Annotated in this window: 20 protein-coding genes; 17 read left to right on the top strand and 3 right to left on the bottom strand. The window is 65.3% G+C overall.

The window, feature by feature from the left end:
- Positions 1-2: 2 nt before the first annotated feature.
- Positions 3-1,907, bottom strand: coding sequence for an SGNH/GDSL hydrolase family protein (locus OHL12_RS12580; RefSeq protein WP_263414163.1), 1,905 nt, complete (start codon positions 1,905-1,907; stop codon positions 3-5).
- A gap of 987 nt (positions 1,908-2,894) precedes the next feature.
- Between OHL12_RS12580 and OHL12_RS12575 the strand changes: the two genes are divergently transcribed.
- From OHL12_RS12575 to OHL12_RS12495, 17 genes are all read left to right on the top strand, one after another.
- On the top strand, positions 2,895-3,536 hold the full coding sequence (locus tag OHL12_RS12575; protein WP_263414162.1) for an RNA polymerase sigma factor: 642 nt from the start codon (positions 2,895-2,897) through the stop codon (positions 3,534-3,536).
- A 213-nt stretch (positions 3,537-3,749) separates the two neighbouring features.
- A complete protein-coding gene (locus tag OHL12_RS12570) occupies positions 3,750-7,106 on the top strand; it encodes a hypothetical protein (protein ID WP_263414161.1) in 3,357 nt (1,118 codons plus the stop codon).
- A gap of 116 nt (positions 7,107-7,222) precedes the next feature.
- Entirely contained in the window at positions 7,223-8,674 is a 1,452-nt protein-coding gene (locus tag OHL12_RS12565; protein ID WP_263415130.1) for an SGNH/GDSL hydrolase family protein, read from the top strand.
- Positions 8,661-10,193, top strand: a complete 1,533-nt coding sequence (locus OHL12_RS12560; RefSeq protein WP_263414160.1) for a terminase — start codon at positions 8,661-8,663, stop codon at positions 10,191-10,193. Before OHL12_RS12565 ends, OHL12_RS12560 begins: the two co-directional genes overlap by 14 nt.
- A 151-nt stretch (positions 10,194-10,344) precedes the next feature.
- A complete protein-coding gene (locus OHL12_RS12555) occupies positions 10,345-11,235 on the top strand; it encodes a HipA family kinase (protein WP_263414159.1) in 891 nt (296 codons plus the stop codon).
- A gap of 67 nt (positions 11,236-11,302) precedes the next feature.
- On the top strand, positions 11,303-12,187 hold the full coding sequence (locus tag OHL12_RS12550; protein ID WP_263414158.1) for a DUF3037 domain-containing protein: 885 nt from the start codon (positions 11,303-11,305) through the stop codon (positions 12,185-12,187).
- Between the two features lie 118 nt (positions 12,188-12,305).
- On the top strand, positions 12,306-13,583 hold the full coding sequence (locus tag OHL12_RS12545) for a phage portal protein (protein WP_263414157.1): 1,278 nt from the start codon (positions 12,306-12,308) through the stop codon (positions 13,581-13,583).
- A complete protein-coding gene (locus OHL12_RS12540; RefSeq protein ID WP_263414156.1) occupies positions 13,576-14,322 on the top strand; it encodes a hypothetical protein in 747 nt (248 codons plus the stop codon). The genes OHL12_RS12545 and OHL12_RS12540 overlap by 8 nt, the downstream gene beginning before the upstream one ends.
- 59 nt (positions 14,323-14,381) lie before the next feature.
- Entirely contained in the window at positions 14,382-14,726 is a 345-nt protein-coding gene (locus OHL12_RS12535; RefSeq protein WP_263414155.1) for a hypothetical protein, read from the top strand.
- A 99-nt stretch (positions 14,727-14,825) separates the two neighbouring features.
- Positions 14,826-15,797 carry a hypothetical protein gene (locus OHL12_RS12530; protein WP_263414154.1) on the top strand — a complete coding sequence of 324 codons (972 nt, stop codon included), beginning with the start codon at positions 14,826-14,828 and terminating at the stop codon, positions 15,795-15,797.
- 171 nt (positions 15,798-15,968) lie between these two features.
- The gene (locus OHL12_RS12525) at positions 15,969-16,577 is read left to right on the top strand and encodes a hypothetical protein (protein WP_263414153.1); all 609 of its coding nucleotides are present in this window, start codon (positions 15,969-15,971) and stop codon (positions 16,575-16,577) included.
- A complete protein-coding gene (locus OHL12_RS12520; RefSeq protein WP_263414152.1) occupies positions 16,574-16,981 on the top strand; it encodes a hypothetical protein in 408 nt (135 codons plus the stop codon). The genes OHL12_RS12525 and OHL12_RS12520 overlap by 4 nt, the downstream gene beginning before the upstream one ends.
- Positions 16,978-17,472 carry a hypothetical protein gene (locus OHL12_RS12515; protein ID WP_263414151.1) on the top strand — a complete coding sequence of 165 codons (495 nt, stop codon included), beginning with the start codon at positions 16,978-16,980 and terminating at the stop codon, positions 17,470-17,472. Before OHL12_RS12520 ends, OHL12_RS12515 begins: the two co-directional genes overlap by 4 nt.
- On the top strand, positions 17,469-18,461 hold the full coding sequence (locus tag OHL12_RS12510; protein ID WP_263414150.1) for a hypothetical protein: 993 nt from the start codon (positions 17,469-17,471) through the stop codon (positions 18,459-18,461). The genes OHL12_RS12515 and OHL12_RS12510 overlap by 4 nt, the downstream gene beginning before the upstream one ends.
- Positions 18,462-18,481: 20 nt before the next feature.
- The gene (locus OHL12_RS12505) at positions 18,482-20,620 is read left to right on the top strand and encodes a hypothetical protein (RefSeq protein WP_263414149.1); all 2,139 of its coding nucleotides are present in this window, start codon (positions 18,482-18,484) and stop codon (positions 20,618-20,620) included.
- Between the two features lie 114 nt (positions 20,621-20,734).
- Positions 20,735-20,950, top strand: coding sequence for a hypothetical protein (locus tag OHL12_RS12500; RefSeq protein WP_263414148.1), 216 nt, complete (start codon positions 20,735-20,737; stop codon positions 20,948-20,950).
- Positions 20,951-21,077: 127 nt separating this feature from the next.
- Entirely contained in the window at positions 21,078-21,332 is a 255-nt protein-coding gene (locus tag OHL12_RS12495; RefSeq protein WP_263414147.1) for a hypothetical protein, read from the top strand.
- A 231-nt stretch (positions 21,333-21,563) separates the two neighbouring features.
- Here the strand turns inward: OHL12_RS12495 and OHL12_RS12490 are convergent, their stop codons facing one another.
- Entirely contained in the window at positions 21,564-22,253 is a 690-nt protein-coding gene (locus OHL12_RS12490; RefSeq protein WP_263414146.1) for a hypothetical protein, read from the bottom strand.
- A gap of 5 nt (positions 22,254-22,258) precedes the next feature.
- Positions 22,259-22,453, bottom strand: coding sequence for a hypothetical protein (locus OHL12_RS12485; RefSeq protein ID WP_263414145.1), 195 nt, complete (start codon positions 22,451-22,453; stop codon positions 22,259-22,261).
- Between the last annotated feature and the right edge of the window lie 158 nt (positions 22,454-22,611).

The following is a 22,611-nucleotide window of genomic DNA, read 5'->3' as shown; positions in this document are numbered from 1 at the left end:
GGTTACGGGAGAGTGGGGCTGCCGTTACGGTCGGCGCCAAAGGCGCTGTAGGCGCTCAGCAGATCCGCGGTGAGCGCGTCGGCCAGGGCGCGATAGCCGGTGCCGGTCAGGTGCGTGTGGTCGGGTTGGGCGTACCCGGCGCCGACCCAGCGGTTCATGCTGCCGAAGCCGCCTTGCCGCGCGCGCCAGTCCCAGAACGCGCACAGGCCTGTGGTGGAGCAAACGCTGCGCTGCGCATTCAGGATGCGGTCCGTTCCGCGGTACGGCGTGTAGACGCGGTGCGCAACGCGATGGGCAACGCGACGGGCGCGGCGACCACGGCCCACCTTGCTGTACGTAGTCGTGTAGTACGTGGAGCCGATGGAGCGGTCGCCCGGCCCCAGCACCAGAATTGACGACGACGGCGACGTGGTGTGCAGCATCTGGATGAGGCGCGTGAAGGTCTGGCGGTAGTCCTCGCCGGTCCAGCGCGCGGCGGCCTCGTTGGTGCCGTAGGCGAGCACGATGAGCGCGGGGTTCGCGCCGGCCAGGTAGCCCTGGAACAGCGGCTGGTTCCAGCGCAGAATCAGCGGGGCTTCGGCGCCGTTGATGCCCATCGCCTCCCAGGTGATGCCGGGCTGCAGGGCAACGCTTCCCAGCAGGCGGACGGGACCGCCGCCACCCGTCGTAAAGGTGAAGTGGTGCGATCCGGCCTGGCAGTTGTAATGGAAGATGCCTCCGGAGCCAGCGGTGGCGTTGCCGGTGCCGGTGGGCGCGGCGGTGTCCTGCGCGGCGTCGTCGGGTACGGCGCTCGGATTATCGATGGCCGCGTCCGCGTCGGGCGTGCTCGCGTCAGGCGGCAGAGCGTTGCCGTTTCCGGACTGCACGGGAGCGGCGTTGGCGTCGGCGGTGCTCAGGTTTGCTACGGTCTGGCCGTTGTCGCTCACCTGCAGACCGCCGCCGCCGGGCTGCCGCAGGTACTGCAGCGTGAAGGTCAGGCAGGGCGCGTCCAGGGTGGCGGTCTCGCCGGCGCGATAGCCCTCAATGGCAACGCCGCCCAGGCCCAGCAGGCGATCACCCAGGTCGGTGAAGTGGGTGCCGAGCGTGCGCCAGCCGCCGCTCTGATTGCGGCCCGAGCCCAGGATGCGATACCCCGCGAAGGGGTGGCCGGCATAGGTGAAGCCGACGCCGCCGTCGCCAAAGCGGGCTTGCATGCGGGCGCGCAGCTCGCCGGTGAACATGTCGGCCGCGGTGTGGGAGTCGCCCCACTGCATCACGCGGACGGTGCCGTTGCCGGGCTCGTCTTCGCGGCTCCGCAGTTGCTGGAAGAAGCCACGCAGGGCCGCCGGGTACTGCAGGGCCGACGATCCGCGGGCCAGAATCTGCTGCACCGGCGGCAGGGTGCTGGCCGTGGTGTCGGGCTCCACCACAGTCTCTTCGCTGGCGCTGTCCCCCGGTGCCGCCGGGCGGCTGGGAGCCGGGGATAGCACGACGCCGCCGTTGCGGTAGGTGCCGTCGCGCGCGGGTGCCTGGTACGCATTGGAGAGACCCTGCGCAGCGCGACGTGTGCCGCCGCGCAGTGATGCACTCGCAGCCGCGCGGCCGGTCGGGCGTGCAAGTCTTCCTCCGGCGCGGGTCTGCGCGGAGGTGCGCGAAACGGTGCGGCTGCGCGTTGCGACAGCTTCGTTGGCATGGGCGTGGGACTTCGCAGAGCGATTGGTGGCGGGGTGCTGGGCCGTGGGCCGGGTAGCGGGCCGGGCATGGGCGTCACCGGGGGTAAGCAGCGTTCCTACGCAGGCGAGGGCCAGCGCGCCTGCCCATCGGCGCAGAGGGCCCAGCAGTGCGCCCGGCCGGCGCGATGCAGCCGAGCTGTCGCGGGCGGGTTTCGCGGCTTCCCGCCGCCCGTCCGGTCGAATTTCCAAAGCCAAACCCAGCGCAACAGTCTCCGCGGCCGAGGTCCGACCCTTTCAGCAGATTAGACGACAGAGGCGCCGCAACGCCTCCGGGGGTGAAAAGAGCTGCGGCATGGCGCACAGAGGCCAATGTGCACCGCGCTTGGAGCAGTGGAACGGATTGCAGAAAAAATCAGGGAGCTGAATCACCACTTGACCCCGGACCTGTAACTTGTTCTGGTAGCGAAGATAAAGCGAAAATACGGCGGCCTAGCAGGTGTGACTTGGGGCACCATTCATGTTGTGCAACCTGTTCATATCGTGAGAGTTGCCGTCCAGTGGAAAGCTGTGGGCAACCCCGTTGACAGGGCCCGGCACACTTCGATACTGTCAGCAAACTTCTTCACCGCAGACCGGGGTGGCGAGAGAGATCGGGACAGGGAGGCAGCCGCCTCACAAGCCCGACCGGAGCCGCCCATGCAGTCACCGGATACGTACCCGGGCAACCCGCAAAGGCCAACAGAGAGCCTTCGCCACGGAGACGGTCCCCAACCTTCGGATGTCGACAGCCCGGCACGGACAGCGACAGGCCGAACAGATCCTGGAGTAACTTGTGAAGCTTTTGCGAAGGGACTTGAAAGTATGCGAAGGGTGCGGTGGCCTTTGGGTCCGCACCGGGGTCGAGGCCGGCGTGTATTGCCGGCACTGCAGCCCGTACATCGCTGCGCTGCCGGCACGCCGGCGCCGCGGTCCGGGTCGCCCTTGCCGTTCCGTGCCCGCGGTTGGCCGCACGGTTCAGCAGGCGCCGGAGGTACGGCTGCACCTCGTCTCACGCCGCTGCCAGGCCCAAAGCTCGGAACGGACCCTGCCACAACTCGTAACCACCACCAAGCCGAACGCCGCACCGGGCGATCCGGCAAATGTTTGCTCCCCCGCAACGATCCCGGCTCTCCAAGCGGGACGTCCCGTACTCGTCCATCGCTCGTCTTCTGAATCGCATCGCAACCCTGCCGGAGGTGCCCAGTGAACCAGACCGTTCCCGCTGCCAAGATCCTGACCATGCCCACACGTTCCAACGCCGGCGACAGTGCCGCGCCGGCCGGATCACCGGTTTGGTCAACCGAGGGGAACCTGGCCAAGGCGGTCGCCTTCCTGCACGCGTCTGCGTCCACGGAGTCGCAACCGGTCGCCGTCCCACGGTCGCCGCTGCGAGTTGTCATCACACCGCAGACGGCGTTCTACCGCAAGTACACCGAGGCCATGCTGCGACGCTATGGCGCCATGGCGCTGCAGAAGGGCCGCGTTCCCAGCCTGCTGGGGCGCGAGCTGTTCCGGGGCAAGGTGACCAGCTACCGCATTCACGGCTTCGACGATGTGATCATCTTTGTCGCCGACGTGGAGCGTTGCCTGAAGCTGCTCTCCCCGGAGCAGCAGCGGCTGATCGTGCGCGTTGCCGTGCAGGAGTACACCTTGGCGGAGACTGCGTCGATGTTGCGGTGGAGCATGCGGTCCACGCAGCGCCGGTACCACGAGGCGCTGGATGAACTGACCGCGATCTTTCAGAAGCGTGGCCTGATGCAGCAGGTGCCGGGCATTTCCGATGCCCTGCTGAAATCCTGTCAAGAGGAAGAAACTGGAGGCGTCGCCGTAAGCTACGCCGAATGAGCAGCTTGCGCCGGAAAAATAGTTGGCATGGTATTTCCGGCGTAATTGGTATTCTGAATAGGCGGGTGAGTTGAGGCGACGCGGTCGTCCTCAAGGCTCCCGGACAACTTGAGAAACGCGAGACGCGGAAGGTGCAGCAGAGGCCTTCCGCGTTTTTGCGTTCCTGATTCTGTTTGGTCGAAGTGCTGAGGCACTCGACGGAAAGGAGAGCGTTTGCAAGCCAAATTTGAACAGTTTGCATGGGCCCGCAAGGTACTTGGCGCAGCTCTGTTTGCACTGGCGATGTTCCCCGCCAACCCGTGGCTGACGGGCAGGTTGCACGCCCAGTCGGCCGGCCAAAGCGCGGCAGGACTGACCTCGGTCAGCGATACGGTGCTGTCGGCCAGCGGTGCGCCGGCGCAGGGAACTGTGCTGATCAGTTGGCCCACGTTTACTGCGGCGAACGGAGCAGCGGTGCAGCAGGGCTCCACCAGCGTGACACTGGGCGCAAACGGTGCGCTGACAGTGTCGCTGGCGCCCACGGTGGGCGCGACGCCCATCGGCACGTTCTATACGGCGGTCTACCACCTGGCGGACGGCACGGTGACGCGGGAGTACTGGCAGGTGCCGGCGTCGGGCACGCCGGTGAACCTGGCGGCGGTCCGCACAAGCGTGTTGCCCAGCACCGTGGCGGTGCAGACCGTGAGCAAGCAGTACGTGGACCAGGCCATTTCACGCGCGATGGCCACCGGTGCGTCCCCGGCAGACACGTCGCCCTATGTGATGAAGAGCGGCGACACCATGACCGGACCGCTGCAACTCTCGGGCGATCCGGCGACACCGCTGCAGGCTGCCGACAAGAACTACGTGGACAGCACCACTGCCGCGTTGCAGGCCGGTCTGGACCAGAAGGTGAGCAAGGTGCCGACGGGCACGCAGGTGGTCACACAGCCACCCAGCACCGAGCTGCGCACCAATCGCCTGAACGGTGAGTTGCACGCGCAGGAGTTCATCTCGCAGGCAGGTGGCGATGGCATCGCCAACGCGTTTGCAGCGCCGGAGTGTACGGGAGTGCCGTGCACCGTGATTGCCGACCCGGACTATAGCGGCGGCGAGACGGCATTGCCGACGCAGGCGCGTCAGCACCTGGTAGACGAGCGCAACGGTCACGTCTACGAGTACTTCATGAGCCCGGGCACGGGCAGCGTCGACATCCCTCGCCAGTTGACGACGAAGTTTGCGGAGTCGGCAACGTCGAACTTCTTTGCGGCGGCACAGCAGTATGTGCACATCGGGTATCGCGGCGGCAACAACCTGTTCCCGGAGAACTACGGATTTTCGCTGCCGTACTTCAAGAGCACCTTTTCGGTGACGGACACGCTGTACACGCAGTTTGCGCAGGGTCAGCACGTGATGAACTCGCACACGATGGACTGCTTCGGCGTGGGCGACTGCATTGCGAACAGCTTTTACATGCGCGCATCGGGTGGCTTCCGCGATTCGGCGGACGAGGGTTCACACCCGGCGGATCTGCAGTTTACCGAAGATCCGCGCGTGTTTACCGGAACCTGCACCACGGGCTGCACCACGGGATCGCAGGTGCTGCAGGTGACGGCGACCGCAAACCCCGGAACGCAAGGCAGCGGACGCTTCCTGATCGACAAGGCGCCGGGCAAGACGATCAGCACCGGGCAGTTGATCGGCGGTCTGCAGGGGAACTTCCCGGCAGCGACCGCACAGTTCAGCGGCACGACGTTTGCGCCGAGCACGTTCTTCTCGACGGCAACGGCCATTCCGCCGCAAAGCAACAACATGGCACCGGGAACGGTGACGGTGGCGATTGCTACGTCGGGCGTGCCTGCGGGCTTCAGCACCAACACTGCGGTGAGCCCGGCAGGCGCGGGCGTGGCCTGCGTTGCGGATTCCATCTCGGGTGGCACGGTTGCGCCGGAGAACTATGAGATGGCGACGTTCACTGTGGTCGACGGAACGCATCTGCAGTTAACGCTGAACAAGCCGCATGGACCGGCCGCGATCGTTGCGATCGGCGGCATGTGCGGCTACGGGTTGGAGCAGACGGTGGACACCACGGGCGGCATCCGGCAGGTGTTCCCGGTGATCGGGACGGTGGATGCGACGGACCTGTACGTGGCGAGCGGCGTTACGTCGATCGTTGGCGCATCGCAGAGCACCAGCGGATTTCTGAATCTGCAGTACACGGTGACGCAGGTGGCGCGTAACAACGGCGTGGTCACGGTGACGACAAACAACGTGAGCGCACTCGACTCCTCTGGCGTGACCATGACGTTGAGCGGCGTGAGCGATTCAAGCTTCAACGGCAGCTTTCCCATGACCGCGACCGGTTACGGCCAGTTCCAGTTTGCGCAGTCGGGACCGAACGCATCGAGCACCGGCGGAACGCTGCAACTGCTGACCGGCGGGTACGTGCTGTACCCGATGGCCGAGGTGCTGGATGTGTATGACCCCGCCACGCAGAATGTAAGCGGCAAGTTCACGCTGGCGCCGAACACGGTGGCGTGGGCGGCGAACGATCCGGTGGAGCAGCCGCACTACTTCCAGGAGAAGGTGTCGGCGGACATCAGCTACATCACGCAGTACACGCCGCGGCCGGCTTCGCAGCAGCAGGCGGGCATCTACTACCAAGGCAACAACGGCCCGGGTCTGCGCGGATGGGTGATCAACAACGTGGCGGGCGGCTACCTGGGATCGGGTGGAACGCACACACCGCCGGACATTGCGTTGCAGACGCAGGGCATCTGGAACACGTCGCTGGACATGCAGGCGGGTGAGCAGACGGCGATCCGGCTGCACTGCAACGGCCGTGGCTGCAATCGGTTCAACTCGACGTACAACCTGTTCCAATTGGACTTCGTTCCGGGTGGATCGCAGTACGACACGGTGACCTACGCTCCGCAGAATGGCACGATGCAGTGGAACCTGCGCGGAACGCAGTACACCATGAGTCCGACGGCGATGACGGTCGGCACGCTGAATGTGACCAACCTTAATGCGGCCCACATTAACGGCGGCGGCGGAACGAGTGCGAGCCCAGCCACCAGCACCGCGCAGGGTACGGTGCAGTTGGGACCGACGGCGACCAGCTCCGTGCTGGCCAACGTTGCAACCAGCGGCAGTGCAAGCGACCTGACGGGGCTTGCGCCTTCGGCTATGACGGATACGACGAACGCGGCGAACATCACCAGTGGCGTGATCAGCCAGGCGCGGCTGCCCGGCACCGCGGGCTTGTGCACGTCGAACGTTGCGTTCTCCGCAACGCCGACGTTCACCAGCGGATGCGCTCGCCAAGTGTTCCACTTCGCGTGGTCGGGCAACGTGACCACGATGAACTTCGCCAACCTGATCCCGGGTCAGCACATCACGATGATCCTGCAGGTGAGCGGAGCGGGCGGTTACTCGCTGCAGTGGCCAGCCACGGTGCACGGCGCGTTCACGGTGAGCACGACTGCTGGATCGCCGCTGTATGCGAACTCCGGCAAGTACTTTGTTCAGGAATTTGTGGTCGACACCGACGGCGCAACGCTGCTGAATCCGCAGGCGGTGAACCAGTGATGCGGGGCATGGAGCGCGAGAGAGCTACGAGCTTCAACCGCTCAGTTCAACGCTTCGACAAGCATTGGAATGAGAACAGCCCGTCGCCGGGCGAAAGGAGATGTACGTTGCAAAGCATGCACGCAGGGGCAGCCAGGTGGCTGCCTTTTGTCTTTGCGGCCGGCCTGCTGTTCGCGGCAACGGTCGAAGGGCAGACGCTTGGGATGCCGGCGCTGACGACCGGCGATTGCGCGACGACCTCGACCGGATCGGTTCAGTGTACGAAGACCAGAGGCGTCGGATTTGCGCCTAGTGCGACCACGGACACGACCAATGCGGCGAACATTGTGAGCGGCAGACTGCGCGGCACGCAGATGCCCGCGAGCAGCAACGGAACGATCCTGTACCGCAGCTACGCCTATACAAGCACGAGCTATGCGAACGACTACACCACGGTGGGCACTGCGCCCGCCATTGATGCGGTGGGTCATCTGCAGTTCAACTCGACGGCCGGCTCGGTCACGGGGCAGCAAGCGGTGGTCAGCTCGGTGGTGACGAACAGTGAGAACTGGGCGATGAAAGCCACGTTTGTGCTGGGGACGGTGGGCAGCTCCGGGAGCCCGGCTGGTGGATACGGCCTGGTGCTTGGCGCAAAGAGCGTGAACCCGAACGCGCCACAGGGCATGTTGCTGAACTACTCCACTTCGGCTGGCGCGCTTTCGATCAGCACATTCTCCGGAACCGGCCAGGGATCTTCGCCGCTGGCCAGTGTGGCGTTGCCAACACCGTCTGTGGGGGACACGGTGACCCTGGTGTTTGCGCGGCGCGGCGCGACGATGTACGGCATTGCGCAGAACGGTGGAGCCGTGACGACGGTGCAGTGGACCGATCCTCTGCGCGGCACCAGCGGTAACAGCATCCTGCCGAACACATCGCAGTTTGCCGTTTTGGATTTCGGCGGCACGTACACGATGACGAATCTTGCGATCACCGAGAACAGCGCTTCAAACCCGAACCTGTGCATCCTGGGTGACAGCAAGACCGACGGTGTGGGTGCGTTCACCATGAGTTCGCGGTGGGCGAGCATGATCGACCAGTACGGCCCCGTGGACGTGTTCGCGGGCGGTGGCGACATGACCGCGCAGGTGCTGGCCGCATTCCCGGTGCTGGTGCAGAAAGGCTGTTCCACGGTCGTGCTGGCGTCGCCCTTCTACAACGACCTGGGATGGGGGACAGCGACTGCAACTTGGCAGGCGAACTACTCCAGCGTTGTAAGCCAGGCAAAGGCCGCGGGCATGAAGGTGATTCACATGCTGTCGATCCCGACCTCAAATGGGCAGGTGAATGCGACGGCTGCGAACGCCTGGGTGAGCCAGACGTATGGGCCGAGCGGCGCGGGAGACACGGTGGTCGATCCTTCCGTGAACTTCAACGCGAGCACCATGCTGATCGGCGACGGCATTCACCCGAACTACCTGGGCTATGCGGTGGTGGCGGCGGACTTCGTCGCGCAATCGGGGCTGACGGCGGCGGCAGGACCGGTGACCTACACGGTGCCGTCACCGCTGGCGCTGTATGGCCAGCCGTAAGAGCACAGCGAAGGTCGTAGAGAACGCGGCCCGTGAGGTGGAAGGCGCTAGCACTGAGAGGACCGAGTGGGGCGGTTCGGCGCTGCGGCAGCGCGTTGCGACGGCAGAAGGCCGGATCGCCCTGGCGGAGGACTTACTCCGGATCCGCACCAAGATGGGCGGGGTGGAGCCTCTGCGTGCCAACGCGGCGCAGATGCTGTTTGAACAGCACCACAGGCGCGAAAGCATCGTGCTGAAGGCGCGGCAAATGGGGCTGAGCACGTGGATTGCGGGCCGCTTCTTTCTTCGGGCCATGGCGCTGCCGGGCACCGTAACGGTACACGTGGCGCACACGCGCGAGGCGGCCACCGCGCTGTTTCGCATGGTCGGACGCATGTGGGCGAACCTGCCCGAGGACATGCGTGCCAACCAAGCCAAGCTCCTGCGCAACAACGCGGGAGAGATGGTGTTTGCGGCGGGCGATTCGGAGATTCGCGTGGTGAGCGCGGCCGAGCCGAATGCGGGGCGTGGCCTGACGATCCATCAGTTGCACGTGAGTGAGCTGTCGCGGTGGCAGGGTGATGCGGCGGAGACGCTGGCAGGCCTGCGCGCGGCGCTCGCTCCGGGCGGCGAGCTGGTGATGGAGTCGACACCCAACGGTGCCTTCGGCTGCTTTTATGAGCAGTGGGTCGCGGCCGAGCGCAATGGTGTGACACGGCACTTCTTTCCGTGGTGGATCGAGCCCGGGTATGTGTCGCAGCGAGCGGTGGATACCGATTCGCTGAGCGAGGATGAGGCTGCGCTGATGAGCGGGCCGGCGGCGCTGCGGCTGGAGCAGATCGCGTTTCGACGCGAGCTGGCGGAGCGATACGGCCCGCTGCGGTTGCAGGAGTTCGCGGAGGATCCGGCGACGTGCTTCCGCGAGAGTGGAGCCTGTGTATTTGAGTCGCGGGTCCTGCTGCGACGCATGGCGGCGCTGCGCGGACCGATCGAACGGCGTCGGAATGGCGCGGTGGAGATCTACTGGCCACCGCAGCCGGGACGGCGGTATGTGGTGGCCATCGACCCTGCGGGCGGCGGCGAGGACAGCGACTTCAGCACCGCCCAGGTGGTCGATCGTGCGTCCGGCATGCAGTGCGCGGAGATGCAGGCGCGGTTCAATCCGCGGGACACGGCGAGAGCGGCGGCCGAATTGGCGCGGGAGTATGGAGGTGCGCTCTTGGTGGTGGAGCGCAACAATCATGGCGCGGCGGTGATGGCGTACCTGGAGCGGGAGTCGGGCTTTCAACTCTATCGCGGTCCGGACGGCGACCTGGGATGGCTGACCACTTCGGCATCGCGCGACAGCATGCTGGGTGCTTTGCAAGTGTTGCTGAGCAACGAAGCGGCGCTGGTGCAGAGCGGCCGTTTGCTGACGGAGTGCCGCAGCTTTGTGGACAAGAAGGGTCGCATGGAGGCAGCCGCCGGGGCCCACGACGACCTGGTGATGGCGATGGCGATCGCGCAGGCGGTGCGGCGGGAGGGTAGGAAGAGGGAGTAGGGAACAGGGATCAGGGAACAGGACTTGGCAGGGAACAGGGCTCAGGCAAGAGCGACGAGATCTGTGCCCTACTCCCTACTTCCTAACCCCTCTCTACTCCCTGCTCCCTACTTCACTAACTCCACCGCTTCGCTATGCTGCAACGAGGGAGATGCTCGTGGCGGTCACGGCGGTACAGACCATTCGGAGGATGCGAGGCGGAGCGCAAAGCCAGTTGATGCTGGGTGCGGACGGCCGGCTGTGGGTCGTCAAGTTTCGCAACAATCCGCAGGGCGAGCGCGTTCTGGCGAATGAGCTGATCGCGACGCGGCTGGCCGAGGCAGTTGGTCTGTCGGTGCCACAGACCGATGTTATCGACGTGAGCGCGTGGCTCGTGGAGAACTCGCCGGAGATGTGGGTGGATGCTGCGGCTGGTCGTGGAGCGCGCGAACGTTGCGCGGCTGGGCTGGCGTTTGGATCGCTGTTCGTTGGCGGGCTGATGCCCGGCCACGTGGTGGACTACCTGCCGGAAGATATGTTGCCGGAGGTGCGCAATGTGCAGGAGTTTGCCGGGATGTTGTGCCTGGACAAGTGGACTGGCAATGCGAACGGGCGGCAGGCGGTGTTTCACCGCAAGCCACGCGAACGCAAGTATCGCGCGACGTTCATCGACCAGGGCTTCTGTTTCAACGCGAACGGGTGGAGCTTTCCGGACAGCCCATTGCGCGGCGTGTATCAGCGCAACCGCGTGTACGAGGCGGTCACGGGTTGGGAGAGCTTCGAGCCGTGGCTGGGACGCATTGAGGCGATGGAGGCGGACGCGCTGTTCCGCATTGCGGAGGAGGCTCCGCCGGAGTGGTACGGCGGCGATACGGCGCCGCTGGAACGCCTGATGGAGCAGTTACTGCATCGGCGCGGACGGGTGCGCGAACTGATCGAGGCGTTTCGCGATTCGGATCGCCAGCCATTCCCGAATTGGGGCGCGAGGAAGAGTTTCGCAGTGGCCGGGCAGTTCGGGGAGGAAGCGATGCTGTCTAATGTTGAGGCCAAGTACGTGATGTAGGCTCCTGGCTCGAGTCAGCGAGTCAGCAGGGCGACGGTGAAGCCGTCGCGGAAGGGAGCAGAACGAGATGCCGGCACGCATTCCATGTGAGTTCTTTCTGCTCCGCTATGTTCCGGATGCGGTGAAGAACGAATTCGTGAACATCGGCGTTCTGCTGCGGGAGGCCGGCCGCGTGGAAACGACGCGGGTAAAGCTGACGCGCGACTGGAGCCGGGTTCGCTGCATGGATCCGGATGCCGACACGGCGCTGCTGGAGTCGATGGAGGCGGAGCTGGCCACGCGCATCCGCGATGGTGGCTACGCCTCGAAGCCCGCGATGCAGTTGCTGGAAGAGTCGCTGTCGACCGGCGTGCAGATGAGCGAGGGCCGCGGTGCCCTGGCCGAATCAGTTGCCGCGGAGATGGAGCAGTTGATGCGGCTGTACGTGGAGCCCGTGCGCGAGAAAAAGGCGCGCCGGGTGAGCGGGCGTGCCGCGATTGTGAACGGGATGCGGTCGGAGTTCGAACGCGCTGGCGTGTGGGATCTGATGCGCAAGCGGATCCCGGCGAGCGAGTACACTCGGCCGGGCGACCCTCTGCGCCTGGACTGCGGATATCGCTTTGCGCCGCAAAGTGTGCGGGACGGCGCACCGGACCTGGACGGCGGCGCCGCGATGGAACGAGGCATGGTTCGCATCTTTCACGCGGTTTCGCTGGAAGGCGACCTGGAAGCGGCAAAGGTGCTCAGCTACTCCGCCGCGCGGCTGCGTGCCGGGGTGGAGCGAGTGGAGCGCGCGGCGCTGGATTTGGCTGCGGTGGTGGAGCCCCTGCGCAGCGTGACGGGGGACGACTCCGAGGCGGCGGACCGGTACCGCTTTGGCGTGGAGACGATGGAGGAAGCGGCCATTCGCGTGGTTACGTTGAGCGACCTGGCGCGCGTTGCCGAGACGGCACGGCGGGAACTGCGAGTGTAGCGTCAGCGGCTTGTCTACATCCGGGCGATCGCAATGCGGTCGCCCGGTCTGCATGAAAGAGGGGCGTGATCCATACGGGTCACGCCCTTTGCTTTGGAACAGAGAAAGGAGAAAGCATTTGGGTGCTGTAACCCGATTGCAAGGTGCGCTGCGCACCCTGCGAGAGAAACATCCCGCGCAGCAGCAACACACGCCTGAGCCGCCGGCAGCGGCGCGTGCCCTGCCCGCGCTGCTGCAGCCCTGGCGGCCGCAGGGCGTAGGCGCGCTGCCCAAGCCAACGGCCGCAAACCTGCGCCGCATGGCAGAGCAGCCGGTGGTGCGGCGCGCGATCAACCTGGTGAAAGACCGCGTGGTCAACATGCGGTGGCAGGTGTCGCTGAAGCCGGACCGGAAGCGTGATAAGAACACCGATGCGCGCGAGGCTGTGCTGCTGCGGCTGATGGACGCGCCAAATCCACAGGACAGCTTTCGCACGCTGATCGAGCCGGTGCTGGAAGACGTGATCGTCGGCGGCTTCGGATCGGTGGAGATCGAACACACGGACGATCCGGACGAGCCGTTGCGGCTGTGGCCGATCGACGGGGCGGCCATCCAGGTGGACGCGGCGTGGAACGGCGATCCGGCGGTGCCACGATATGCCTATGCGGCCAACCCGTTCAGCCCGTCGGAAGCGAAGCCGCTGCTGAACGGCGAGCTGATGTACATCCGGCTGAACCCGCGCACGCACACGCCGCTCGGCCTGGGCCGCGTAGAAGTGGCGTTCGACACGGTGAACCAGTTCCTGACCGCGCACCGCTACGCCGGCCGGCTGGCCAGCAACAGCGTGGTGCAGTATGCGTTGTGGCTGGACGAGGCGACACCAGCGCAGCATGAGCGGCTGATCCGGTGGTGGCAGGACGAGGTAGAAGGCACAGGGCAGGTGCCGATCCTGTCGACCGACTCCAAGCCTGAAGTCCTGCGGTTTGGACAGGGGACGGACGCGGACCTGCGCCTGGAGTGGCAGCAGTTTCTGGTGCGTGTGATCGCTAACGCCTTCGATATGCCGCCCATGTTTCTGGGTCTGCAGGAGGATGTCAACCGGTCCACGGCGACAGAGATGAGCGCGCAGAGCTTTGAAAGTGCGGTCTTGCCAGTGGCCTCGCTGCTGGCCGATCACATCACCCGGGATGTCTTCGACCGGGCGCTGGGGTGGGACGAATTCCGCTTTGAGTTTGTCACGGAGGCGCGGGACGAAGCGACGGTGATCTCGCAGCAGGTGCAACTGCTGAGCGCGGGCATTTTGACCGTGGATGAGGTGCGGGCGCAGCGCGGTTTGCCGCCCATGGTAGCCGCGGCCGGCCAGCCCGCAAGCAACGAACCATCAACCGAGGAGGACGATGCAGAACCGAATGGCTGAGACAGGCACACCGTACCGCAGCGTGGACGCGTTTGCCCATCGCCGGCTGCGCAACGTGCATGCGATGGCGGTTCGCTTCCCAGAAGTGGCGGGCCATCCCAACCGTGTTCCGTTCTCGGGCGTGCTGACCCGCGTGGATGAGCCCAGCGACAAGGCGCCGTCCGGTGCGCGCGGCCATCGCGTGGTGCTGACGCGTGCCGCCGCAGAGGCTGCGCTGCCAAGCCTCTTGGGCATGGCGGTGGACTGGAAGAGCGGGTGGGACGGCCATGATGCGAAGCAGAAATGCGGCATCGTGACGGCTGCAGAGTTGGACGGCAACGACGTTCGCGTGGAGGGCTACCTCTTCGCCCGCGACTGGGCCGAGATGATGAACGAAATCCATGCGCACGGCGATGAAGCGCTGGGCATGAGCTATGAGCTGGCCGATGCGCACGTGGACGACATGCGCGCGCAGGAGTGGCGGCTGAACCGGGTGACCTTCACTGGCGCGGCCATCCTGCTGCGATCCAAGGCAGCGTATCGCAACACCAGCTTTCGCGTGGATCGGTCCGGTGTGGCGAAGCCGGCCGCGGAGGTGGAGCTGCCTGGTGCTCCGAAGTTGGCGGAGCAGCGCACGCACTCACAGCGTCAGCCGCTTCGGCAGGCGGAACGGCCACGCGCCGGGGCCGTGCGGCCGGTGGAAGTGCCCACGCAAACCACTGCACCGATGCGCGTGCGTAGGGGAACGCCTGGTGCGTAGGCACTGCGAAGCGTGTGTGCCACCGCAGACGCGTGAGCGGAAGAGGAGAGATGAGGACGATGAACGAAGAGATGATGCAACACGAAGTGGGCGCGATTGTGGCGGAGATTGCTGCGCCCGCGCAGGAGGCTGCGACCGCCGTTGCCGACCCGCGGCTTGAGGATCTGGACCGTCGCATTCGCGATCTGGAAGCAGCCATTGCGGACCTGCGCACGGTGAGCGCGTCGGCTGCCACCAGCCCTGTTGCGAGTGGGCGCAAAACGCAGCCAAGCTACGCTCCGCATCTGCTGGCGAAGGGCGCTGAGCCGGTACGGCCCGCCGCTGTGGATGATGCCCTGAGCAGCCTGAGCGTGGAACAGCGATTTGCTGTAAAGGCCGGCTTGTTGCGGGCGGGCATCCTGTAGCCCGCGCATTTCAGCACACTTCAACATTCAAACAACCGTTGGAACGGCGCTCCGGAGGACTCCGGCGCGCCGATGCACGTTTCAGGAGAAAAGACCAGAATGATCGCACAGTTTCGTGACCTGCACGCCGCCGCCGACTACATTGGGCCGGGCGCGATCGAAGTTCCGCAGTACCAGACGGAGATCACCGACATCGTTCGCCGCCGCGGCGCTTTCGGACAGCGCATCAAGCAGGTGCCTGCCACGGGTCACCCCTCGCGCTTCTTTGAGGAGACCGGCATCCCTTCGCCCGCGCTGGCTGCAGGCTTTGTGGACCCGCGCAACATCGTTGCACCAGTGGTGACGCCGACGCGCGTGGAACGCAGTGTTCCGCTGAAGGCGCTGGTGGCGCAGTTGAACTACAACCTGTTTGACATGGAGCTGGGCGTGCAGCAGTCCCAGTTCGCCTATCTGCAGGCGAAGGACCTGCACGACACCGTGGAAGGCGTGATGCGCGCGCACGACGTGGCGCTGTGGAACGGCTCGGATACGTCGCTCTCCACGCCGACCACCGCGCAGTACTACGGTGCAGCGGGGCAGATCGTTGCCGGCGGTAATACCGTGACGGTGGGCGCAAACCAGAGCATCGTGGACGCGTTCAAGTCGACCATCGCGCTGATGGTGGCCAACAGCAACTACGCCGTTCGGCCCACCGCCATCTACGCCAACCCGGTGCTGCTGGACCTGATCGACCGCGAGACGAAGACCGCCTTCAACGTGGTCTTGAACACGCAGCAGATCACCGGCGGCATCACGGTGAAGATGCTTTCGACGCAGGCCGGCGACATTCCGCTGATTCCGGAGTGGACGCTGGGTTACACCGGAACGCCGGGCTCGGGCTCCGCGGTTCTGCCGGCGTACATCGTCACCGAAGACATGATCGAGTACCACTGGCTGAGCGACCCGAACCCGCGCGTCTTCCAGCTTGGCACGCCTGGATCGCTGGCATCGCAGTACGTCGCGGTCAAGTTCGGCGGCCTGGTGGTGAAGGGCGCGAACTACGCGCATTACCAGGTGCTGGTGGATCGGTAGGAGATAGCGAGTCAGCGGATCAGCAGGTGAGCGAGTCAGCGGAATGATCGCTGAGTGACGGCGCCGCGGATGGCTGATGAGTTGATGGATTTGGCGGCGCAGGCTTCGATCGGTTCGAGGCATGCGCCGCTCTCTTTTTCGTTGCACATGGAACCTTTGAAAGGAGGGTGCATGGTGTATTTGCAGCCAGGCGATTACGCGCTGAACGGCCTGGACGACGAAACCCCGGATGCGTTGGTGGCGGCGGCGAGCGCGCTGATCGATGCGTTCTGCCGCCGCGCCTCGCTGGGCGTGATTTCGTACGTGGAGCGACTGCGCTTCGCGCGCGATGGACGCACGCTGCGGCTGAGTTACGGCCCGGTGGTCGCGATTACGGCATGCCGTACGCGCCTGCGGCGCATGCGGCCGGACCGGTGGTCGGCGATGCCGTTTACGCAACTGCAGGCCGACGCCATGGCATTTGGCCTGGGCGGCACATGGAACACGATCGATCCGACGACGCTTTCGATCTCAGTGGATGGCGAAGCCGAGCTGCCCACCAACCTGCTGGGTGTGCCTGCGGATGAAGCGGAGATCACCTACACGGCGGGTTACGCCACGATTCCCGCGCCGGTGCAGATGGCGTGTGCGCAGATTGTGCGCAATGCACAGAGCACGCCGGGACTGAATGTGAAGCGGCAGCACGTGGATGCGCTGGAGATGGATTACTTCAGCAACACGTTGCTGGATGCGGATGTGCAGCGGCTTTTGCAGCCGTATTGCGCAACGAGGCTCGGATGAGCGCGGGGTTTGCGTCGGGAGCGCGTGCGTCTGCGCTGTCGGCCGCGCGAACGCTTGGCCGAACCGCGGCCCTGGTGCGGCTGCCGTCTCCGCCGCTGGCGGCAACGCCTGGTGAGGAGCTGGGTCTGCCGTCGCCGGAGTTCCACGATATTTCAATCGCGCCGTGCGCGGTGCGTATGCGCAGCGACGGATCGCGCGAGTTGCTGGTGGCCGCGCCAACGTTGGAGACGGCGCTGGGCGTGAGCGATAGCGACGCCGCAAGGCAGACGTTGGCAAGCGCCGCGTTTGTACAGGTGGGCAGCGATTCGTTGCTGCTGCGGGAAGTGCAGCCGCTCGCGATTCGTGGCCGGGCGTACTTATACCGCTTGTTCCTGCGTGAAACCAGAGCGGAGGCGCGCGTATGACGACGTTTCAGGATGCGAAAGACAGCTTCTACCTGCTTCTGCGGAACGGGCTGGCGACGTTGAATCCGGATCGCACGATCGTGGTGCGCGGCGCAACCCGGCCGGCTGTGCTGGTAGCGGAGAACGAGTTGCCGTCGGGAAGCGCGGAGCAGCCGCTGAACGCGTTTGTGCTGCACTGGGGCGCGGTTGCCGTGGACGGTTCGGAAGCTATGCCGCTGGAGTCTGCCCGTTGCACGATCCAGGTGCAGACGAGCGGATCGCCCGAGGTCGCCGGCATGGATCGCGGAAGAACCATGGCGGCTATGCGCGCGGAGCTGCAGTCGCTGCTTGCGGCAGGCAGCGCAGCGAAGGCGAGCTACGCGGGCGCAAGTGCAACCGCCGCGGCTACGCCGGTCTTCTGGAGCGGCGTGGTCGCGGAGGATCTGAAGGAAACTGCCGACACGCTCAACGCGGCGTACTCGGTGGACGTGTTTGCGTGGAGGGAACCATGAGCGGTGCAGCGGGATGGACGCCGGCCGTGTCGCCGGTGGTGAGCGGCGGCGCGCAGATGTTTGTCGCGCCCGTGGACCGCAATGGTGGCGGCGCAAAGACGTTTGATCCGGCGCGCCAGGGGCGCTTCGCCGTTGCAACACCGCCCTCGGGATGGCTGGCGCTGGGTGCAGTTGCGGCTATGGAGCGCAAGGATACGGGCACGTTTGCGGAGATCTGGACCGGAGCCCCGGCGACCATCGGCACACGCGCACGCTCGGGCAGCGGAGCTTCGCTGCAGGTGACCTTTGCGGCATGGTCCAAGCTGGCGATGGCGCTTTCGAGCGGATCGCAGCAGATGAATCTCCTGCGGACCGCGGCGATCTTCACCGCGGCCGACAGTGGCGGCACACCCGACAGTGCAGCGGTGCTGAGCGGGTCGACAGCGAACAGCCTGCGCGTGCCAGCAAGCTTTGAGGTGAACGCCGGAGACACCGTTGTGGTGGACGCAGACTATGCCGGGCAGACCGGGTTCCTGGGCTCGCCGATGGCAGGAGCGTATGTGGCGAGCGCGGCCAGGGTGAACAACGATGTGCACTACCTGCGCAGGATCAGCTTCAACCTCGCGCGCGTCTCTAGCGTGGTGCCGGATCCGAACGCGGCGACGGCGCAGATCTTGGTTTTGTCGGCACCGCTGCCGGCGGGCGCGCCGGCTGGTGCCATGCAGGTGAGCGTGGTGGTGGGCTGCGTGGATCGCGTGGGCGGCAGCTTTCTAGGTGAGTGGTCGGCGTTGTTCGTTGCGGATGGCGTGGCGGGTGATCGCGTTCTGCTGCACTACCCGCGGCTGCAGGTAGCTCCCGGCGCGACTGAAACGCGACAGGCGCTGGCAACTGGCCTGGAGCGGTGGCGCTTGCAGGCCAGCCTCCTGGCGCTGCCGGTAACGGACGGCAACGACGGCGACGCGGTCCTGTGCTACCGCAGCTACTTGCCGGCGCCGGCAAGCACGATCTAGCGAAAGGAGGAGCAACAACGGTGCGAATCTCATTCGATTTTGGGGACGGCAACGGCCCGGTGGACTACACGGCGACGCTGGTTGCGCCGCCGCCGGCACAACACTCAAACGCTTCGACAACGATCGAAACGTTCCGGATTGAGCGGAAGCGCGGGCAGTACGCACGCTGCTTCGGTACGGTCGAGGTTGGAACCTCCGGGCTGGAGCCACCACAGCAGGGCTGCCGCGTCACCGTCCACGCCACCTCGGGTGCGCAACTGTTCTCGGGCGTGATCGTCTCGCCGGCGGTGCGAGCCGGATCGGTGCTGAACGGCAGCGCACCGGTGGCGTTCGAGGCGATGGAGGACGCCTATCTGGTGAACATCGCGCCGGATGTGAGCCTGCAGCCCACGTCGTCGGCAACGCACCCGGTTGCGTTCAGCGAGAACGCGATTGTGCTGCAGCCGGAGAGTGCAGAAACAGCGGGCGAGCGCGCGACGGACGTGCTGGTGACCGGCGCGGAGGAACCCACTACCTATGTGACGGAGCTGTTCCAAGGCGATGGAACGACCGCGACCTTTGCGCTGACGGCGAAGCCGTTTGTCCCCTCCGGACAGAAATCACTGATCGCGGACAGCTTCATCGACTCGCAGTTTCGCAGCGCCGTGTGGCGCTTTGCCGATACGGGGCAGCACATCGGCCTTGGCTCCGGCGGCCTGCGGATCACTGGTGGCAACGGCTTCGACGGGCAGACCTACATGGCCGCGCAACAGCCTGTAGAGATGGGCGGTACCCTCTGCGCCGAGATGCGTGGCCTGGTGTTGCAGCCGGGCAGCGCGGGTGTGCTGCTGGGCATGTATGGCAACGTGGTCACTGTGCCTACCTGCTTTGCGGGTGTGCAGGTGAATGCATCCGGAGGTGCGCAAAGCCTGTCCGCCCTGGTGAACGGATCCGCAACCGGAACGCCCTACAACTGGGCGACTGGTCACAGCTATACGTTGCGTGTGCGGCTGCACTGCGGAGAGACGCAGCGTGTGCTCGGGAGCTACCAGGCGCTGGTGAACGGCGCAGTCGAGACATGGGGCGGCGGCCTGGTCGATGCACCCATGCAGATGATGATTGAGGTGCTGGACGAAGGCCTTGCCAGCAGCACGCGGGCGACGGTGCTGTATGCGGGTGCGGTGAGCAGCTCGATTGCGAGTGCGGTCTTTGCGCCCGTGAATTCACAGAGCCTGGTGATGACCGCGGCGGCGATCACGTTGCAGCAGCAGGGGTCGGCGTGGGTCGCCACCACGCAGACCGATGGATCGGTGCAGGTGCGCAGGCCGGGTACGCCCGAGACCGGCGAGGACTACCGCATCAGCGGGACGTCGCTGGAGTTTTTCGCTGGGCGAGAGCCCGCGGCCGGAGCGCTTGTCACGGCAACGTACCGGCTGGGGCAGCGGTCGCAGGCGCGTGTGCAAAGTGCGACTGCGACCGCGCAACGGGCGCAGATGGGACTGCCCGGCTTTCGAACGGCGAGCTCTCGGGTGACCGATCCGCAACCGCGCAGTTCTGCCGATTGCGCCGCTGCAGCCCAGGCGCTGCTCGGCTTTTACGGCAGCCCGGCCTTCGGGGTGCGCGGCAAGTGCTCGATGGCTAACGCGGAGCGCACTGCAGACGTGCAGCCCGGGGATGCGGTTGCGCTGCCGGTGGCTGCAACGCCCGTAAGTGTGCCGGTCACGCGCGTGACCATCCGGTCTGGCCATAGTGTGCCGGAGACGCTGGAGTATGCCGTGGATTTCGAGCAGGCGAAGAGCAATGGTCTGAGCTTTCGCACGGAGATGGGCGCTGCTGCGGATGCGGCGTTGCCCGCACCGGTGTACGCGGTCGTGACAACGGCATCACTGCCTCAACTGGCTGTGACGGTTGCGGGCACCACGTCGCTGCAGGTGGACGCGGGCACCATACCGCCGGTGGGCGGCGGGTTTGAGGTGCGTCGCCACGATGGAGGCTGGGGACCGGACCAGCCGGGTGCCGCACCCGACGGTGAATTGGTGCTGCGCAGTCCGGTGCGCAGCTTCAGCATTCCGCGGGCGGCGTTTGCAGAGCGGTTCTATGTGCGCATGTATGACGGCTCGGAAACGCCGGTGTATTCCGGGCAGTCAAGCCTGATTTGTACGCACCTGCCCACGGGATAAGACGGAGCGGTGTCCGCGAGTGAGCACCGGGAAGCACAGGAGGCTGGCAGCGTTTGCCAGGCCGGAGTGCTTGCCCGGTGCCGCCACTGTGGCGGAGCCGCGAAGGAGATAACGATGACGGAATTCGAGAGCCAGGTCCTGACGGACCTGAGCGCATTGAAGAGCCAGATGCACGCCCTGCTTGGCGTTGGCCAGCCCGGCCGGCTGAGCCAATTGGAAGAGCGTGTGGACCGGCATGAGCGCACGGTGCAGCGGATGAAGGGCGTAGGCGGCGTGTTGAGCGTGGCCCTCACGGTGGTTCATTTTGCGATGGACACCCTGCGCAAGTAGACGCGCGGAAGCGCACTAAAAGGACGCGCACCGCAGCCCCGATCTGCTTTGCGCTGCAAAGTAAGCGGGCGCTGGCGGATGCGCTTTCTAAAACGCTGCCCAGTCTGGGCGAGCGAGAGGAGAGAGGATGAATTTCTTGAAGCTGTTTCTGCGTGGGATCGCGATTCTGCCCAGCCTAGTGCAGGGCATTGAACAGATCTATGGCGCCAAGACGGGCGACGAAAAGCGCGCGGCCGCGCTGGAGATTGTGAGCTCCGCGATCAAAATGACCGATGCCGTGGCGGCGAAGAACATTGTGAACGCCGACGATTTTACCAAGGGTCTGGGCGCCGTGATCGATGGCGTGGTGGCCTGCCTGAACGCGAGCATCTGGGCGCAGTAGGCGAGAACGAAGCGGTGGGCGTGCCAGCGGTCGCCCACCGCCTCTCGCCTGATGGAGCTAGTACGAGTTTTCGCCGAACGGCTTGATGTCAATGTCTTCCCCGAGACTTAGCTCCGCTGTGATGGCTGCTTTTTCCGCGGGACGCAGGGGTGTCTGGTAGCTCACGTTGTAGTTGGTGATCGAGGCCGAAGTGAGATACAGCTTCGCTCCGGGGATGGCCGTCCAGTACTCCTAGTGGTCGCGCTCCACGCCCGCCTCGCGATCCCGCTTCAGGTCGTCCCGGTTGAAGCGTTCCGCGTCTTCCAGGAAGATGCCGGCAAGCTTCCCGTCCTGCTCCAGGAACCAGTTCACCAGCGAACCACGATAGATCAGGTTCTGCGATGTCAACGCATCCACAACGACCACGGTTCGCGGATCATCGGTGGGAAGGGACATTCGCGAGAACAGGACGTGCCACTCCGACACCTGCTTGAGGAGAAATCGGTCGCAGAGCCAGCGAGCAAAGCTGCGCTCCGGAAAATCTCCGTAGTGGCGAACCAGGCGGCCCACGAGCCACGCCTCGAACGCGCAGAGCGGCCACAGGTACAGCAAGAAGCGTGCCTGTTCGTAAAATGCCCGTTGAAAGGCAGGAACGACGTTCGGTACAGGCGGCGAACTCAGCAAGGCCTCGAGAACCGCTTCGTACGCAGCGCTCTTGGAGCCGCCGATGTGCAGGTGAGGAAAGGATCCGATGGCGGTGCGGGACACAGCGAACGCCACGGCAAAGGGCAGGATCACAGCAAGAACCGAGAAGAGGATCTCCTCAGTCCGGGTGCGTTGAATGCGTTTGGAGGGCAGAACCTGCGAGAAGACGAAGCGGTAAATGGCACCGGGTGCCAGAAGATATCCGACCAGCAGAAAGCCTGCAACCAGTGCAGTCAACGAGGCTACTTTCCGCGGCGCGAGATCAGGAAGCGATTTCCGCTGCGATCCGTGACCACAGCCTTGCCCGTGCGGGCGAACTCACTGCGGACCCGGGCAATCTCCTCTTCGCCGAGCACCCGACTGCCTGCATCGACGCGCGATTTCGGAGGCGTACCGGACCGAAGGGCATTTGTGAGCTTGGCCAAATCGCTTACCATTTCTTCACCTCGCTAGATCAGATGCGGTCGCCCGGTCGGAAGAATTATATCCGTCCGTAGAGGACTCGCATTACGAGGATCAGGGTGCGCTTGTCCCCACGGAACCGTTGCGGTGCCACGCTGCCTATTGACCGAAAGCGTAAACTTATCTATGTGAG

It is taken from the genome of Terriglobus aquaticus, assembly GCF_025685415.1.
Taxonomy (GTDB): Bacteria; Acidobacteriota; Terriglobia; order Terriglobales; family Acidobacteriaceae; genus Terriglobus; species Terriglobus aquaticus.
This window is presented reverse-complemented; position numbering and strand designations above follow the sequence as displayed.

Coding starts and splice junctions, on each gene's coding strand:
- OHL12_RS12565 (WP_263415130.1), top strand. CDS start 7,223: ATGCACGCAGGGGCAGCCAGGTGGCTGCCTTTTGTCTTTGCGGCCGGC.
- OHL12_RS12560 (WP_263414160.1), top strand. CDS start 8,661: ATGGCCAGCCGTAAGAGCACAGCGAAGGTCGTAGAGAACGCGGCCCGT.
- OHL12_RS12555 (WP_263414159.1), top strand. CDS start 10,345: ATGCTCGTGGCGGTCACGGCGGTACAGACCATTCGGAGGATGCGAGGC.
- OHL12_RS12550 (WP_263414158.1), top strand. CDS start 11,303: ATGCCGGCACGCATTCCATGTGAGTTCTTTCTGCTCCGCTATGTTCCG.
- OHL12_RS12540 (WP_263414156.1), top strand. CDS start 13,576: ATGGCTGAGACAGGCACACCGTACCGCAGCGTGGACGCGTTTGCCCAT.
- OHL12_RS12535 (WP_263414155.1), top strand. CDS start 14,382: ATGAACGAAGAGATGATGCAACACGAAGTGGGCGCGATTGTGGCGGAG.
- OHL12_RS12530 (WP_263414154.1), top strand. CDS start 14,826: ATGATCGCACAGTTTCGTGACCTGCACGCCGCCGCCGACTACATTGGG.
- OHL12_RS12525 (WP_263414153.1), top strand. CDS start 15,969: ATGGTGTATTTGCAGCCAGGCGATTACGCGCTGAACGGCCTGGACGAC.
- OHL12_RS12520 (WP_263414152.1), top strand. CDS start 16,574: ATGAGCGCGGGGTTTGCGTCGGGAGCGCGTGCGTCTGCGCTGTCGGCC.
- OHL12_RS12515 (WP_263414151.1), top strand. CDS start 16,978: ATGACGACGTTTCAGGATGCGAAAGACAGCTTCTACCTGCTTCTGCGG.
- OHL12_RS12510 (WP_263414150.1), top strand. CDS start 17,469: ATGAGCGGTGCAGCGGGATGGACGCCGGCCGTGTCGCCGGTGGTGAGC.
- OHL12_RS12500 (WP_263414148.1), top strand. CDS start 20,735: ATGACGGAATTCGAGAGCCAGGTCCTGACGGACCTGAGCGCATTGAAG.
- OHL12_RS12495 (WP_263414147.1), top strand. CDS start 21,078: ATGAATTTCTTGAAGCTGTTTCTGCGTGGGATCGCGATTCTGCCCAGC.
- OHL12_RS12485 (WP_263414145.1), bottom strand. CDS start 22,453: ATGGTAAGCGATTTGGCCAAGCTCACAAATGCCCTTCGGTCCGGTACG.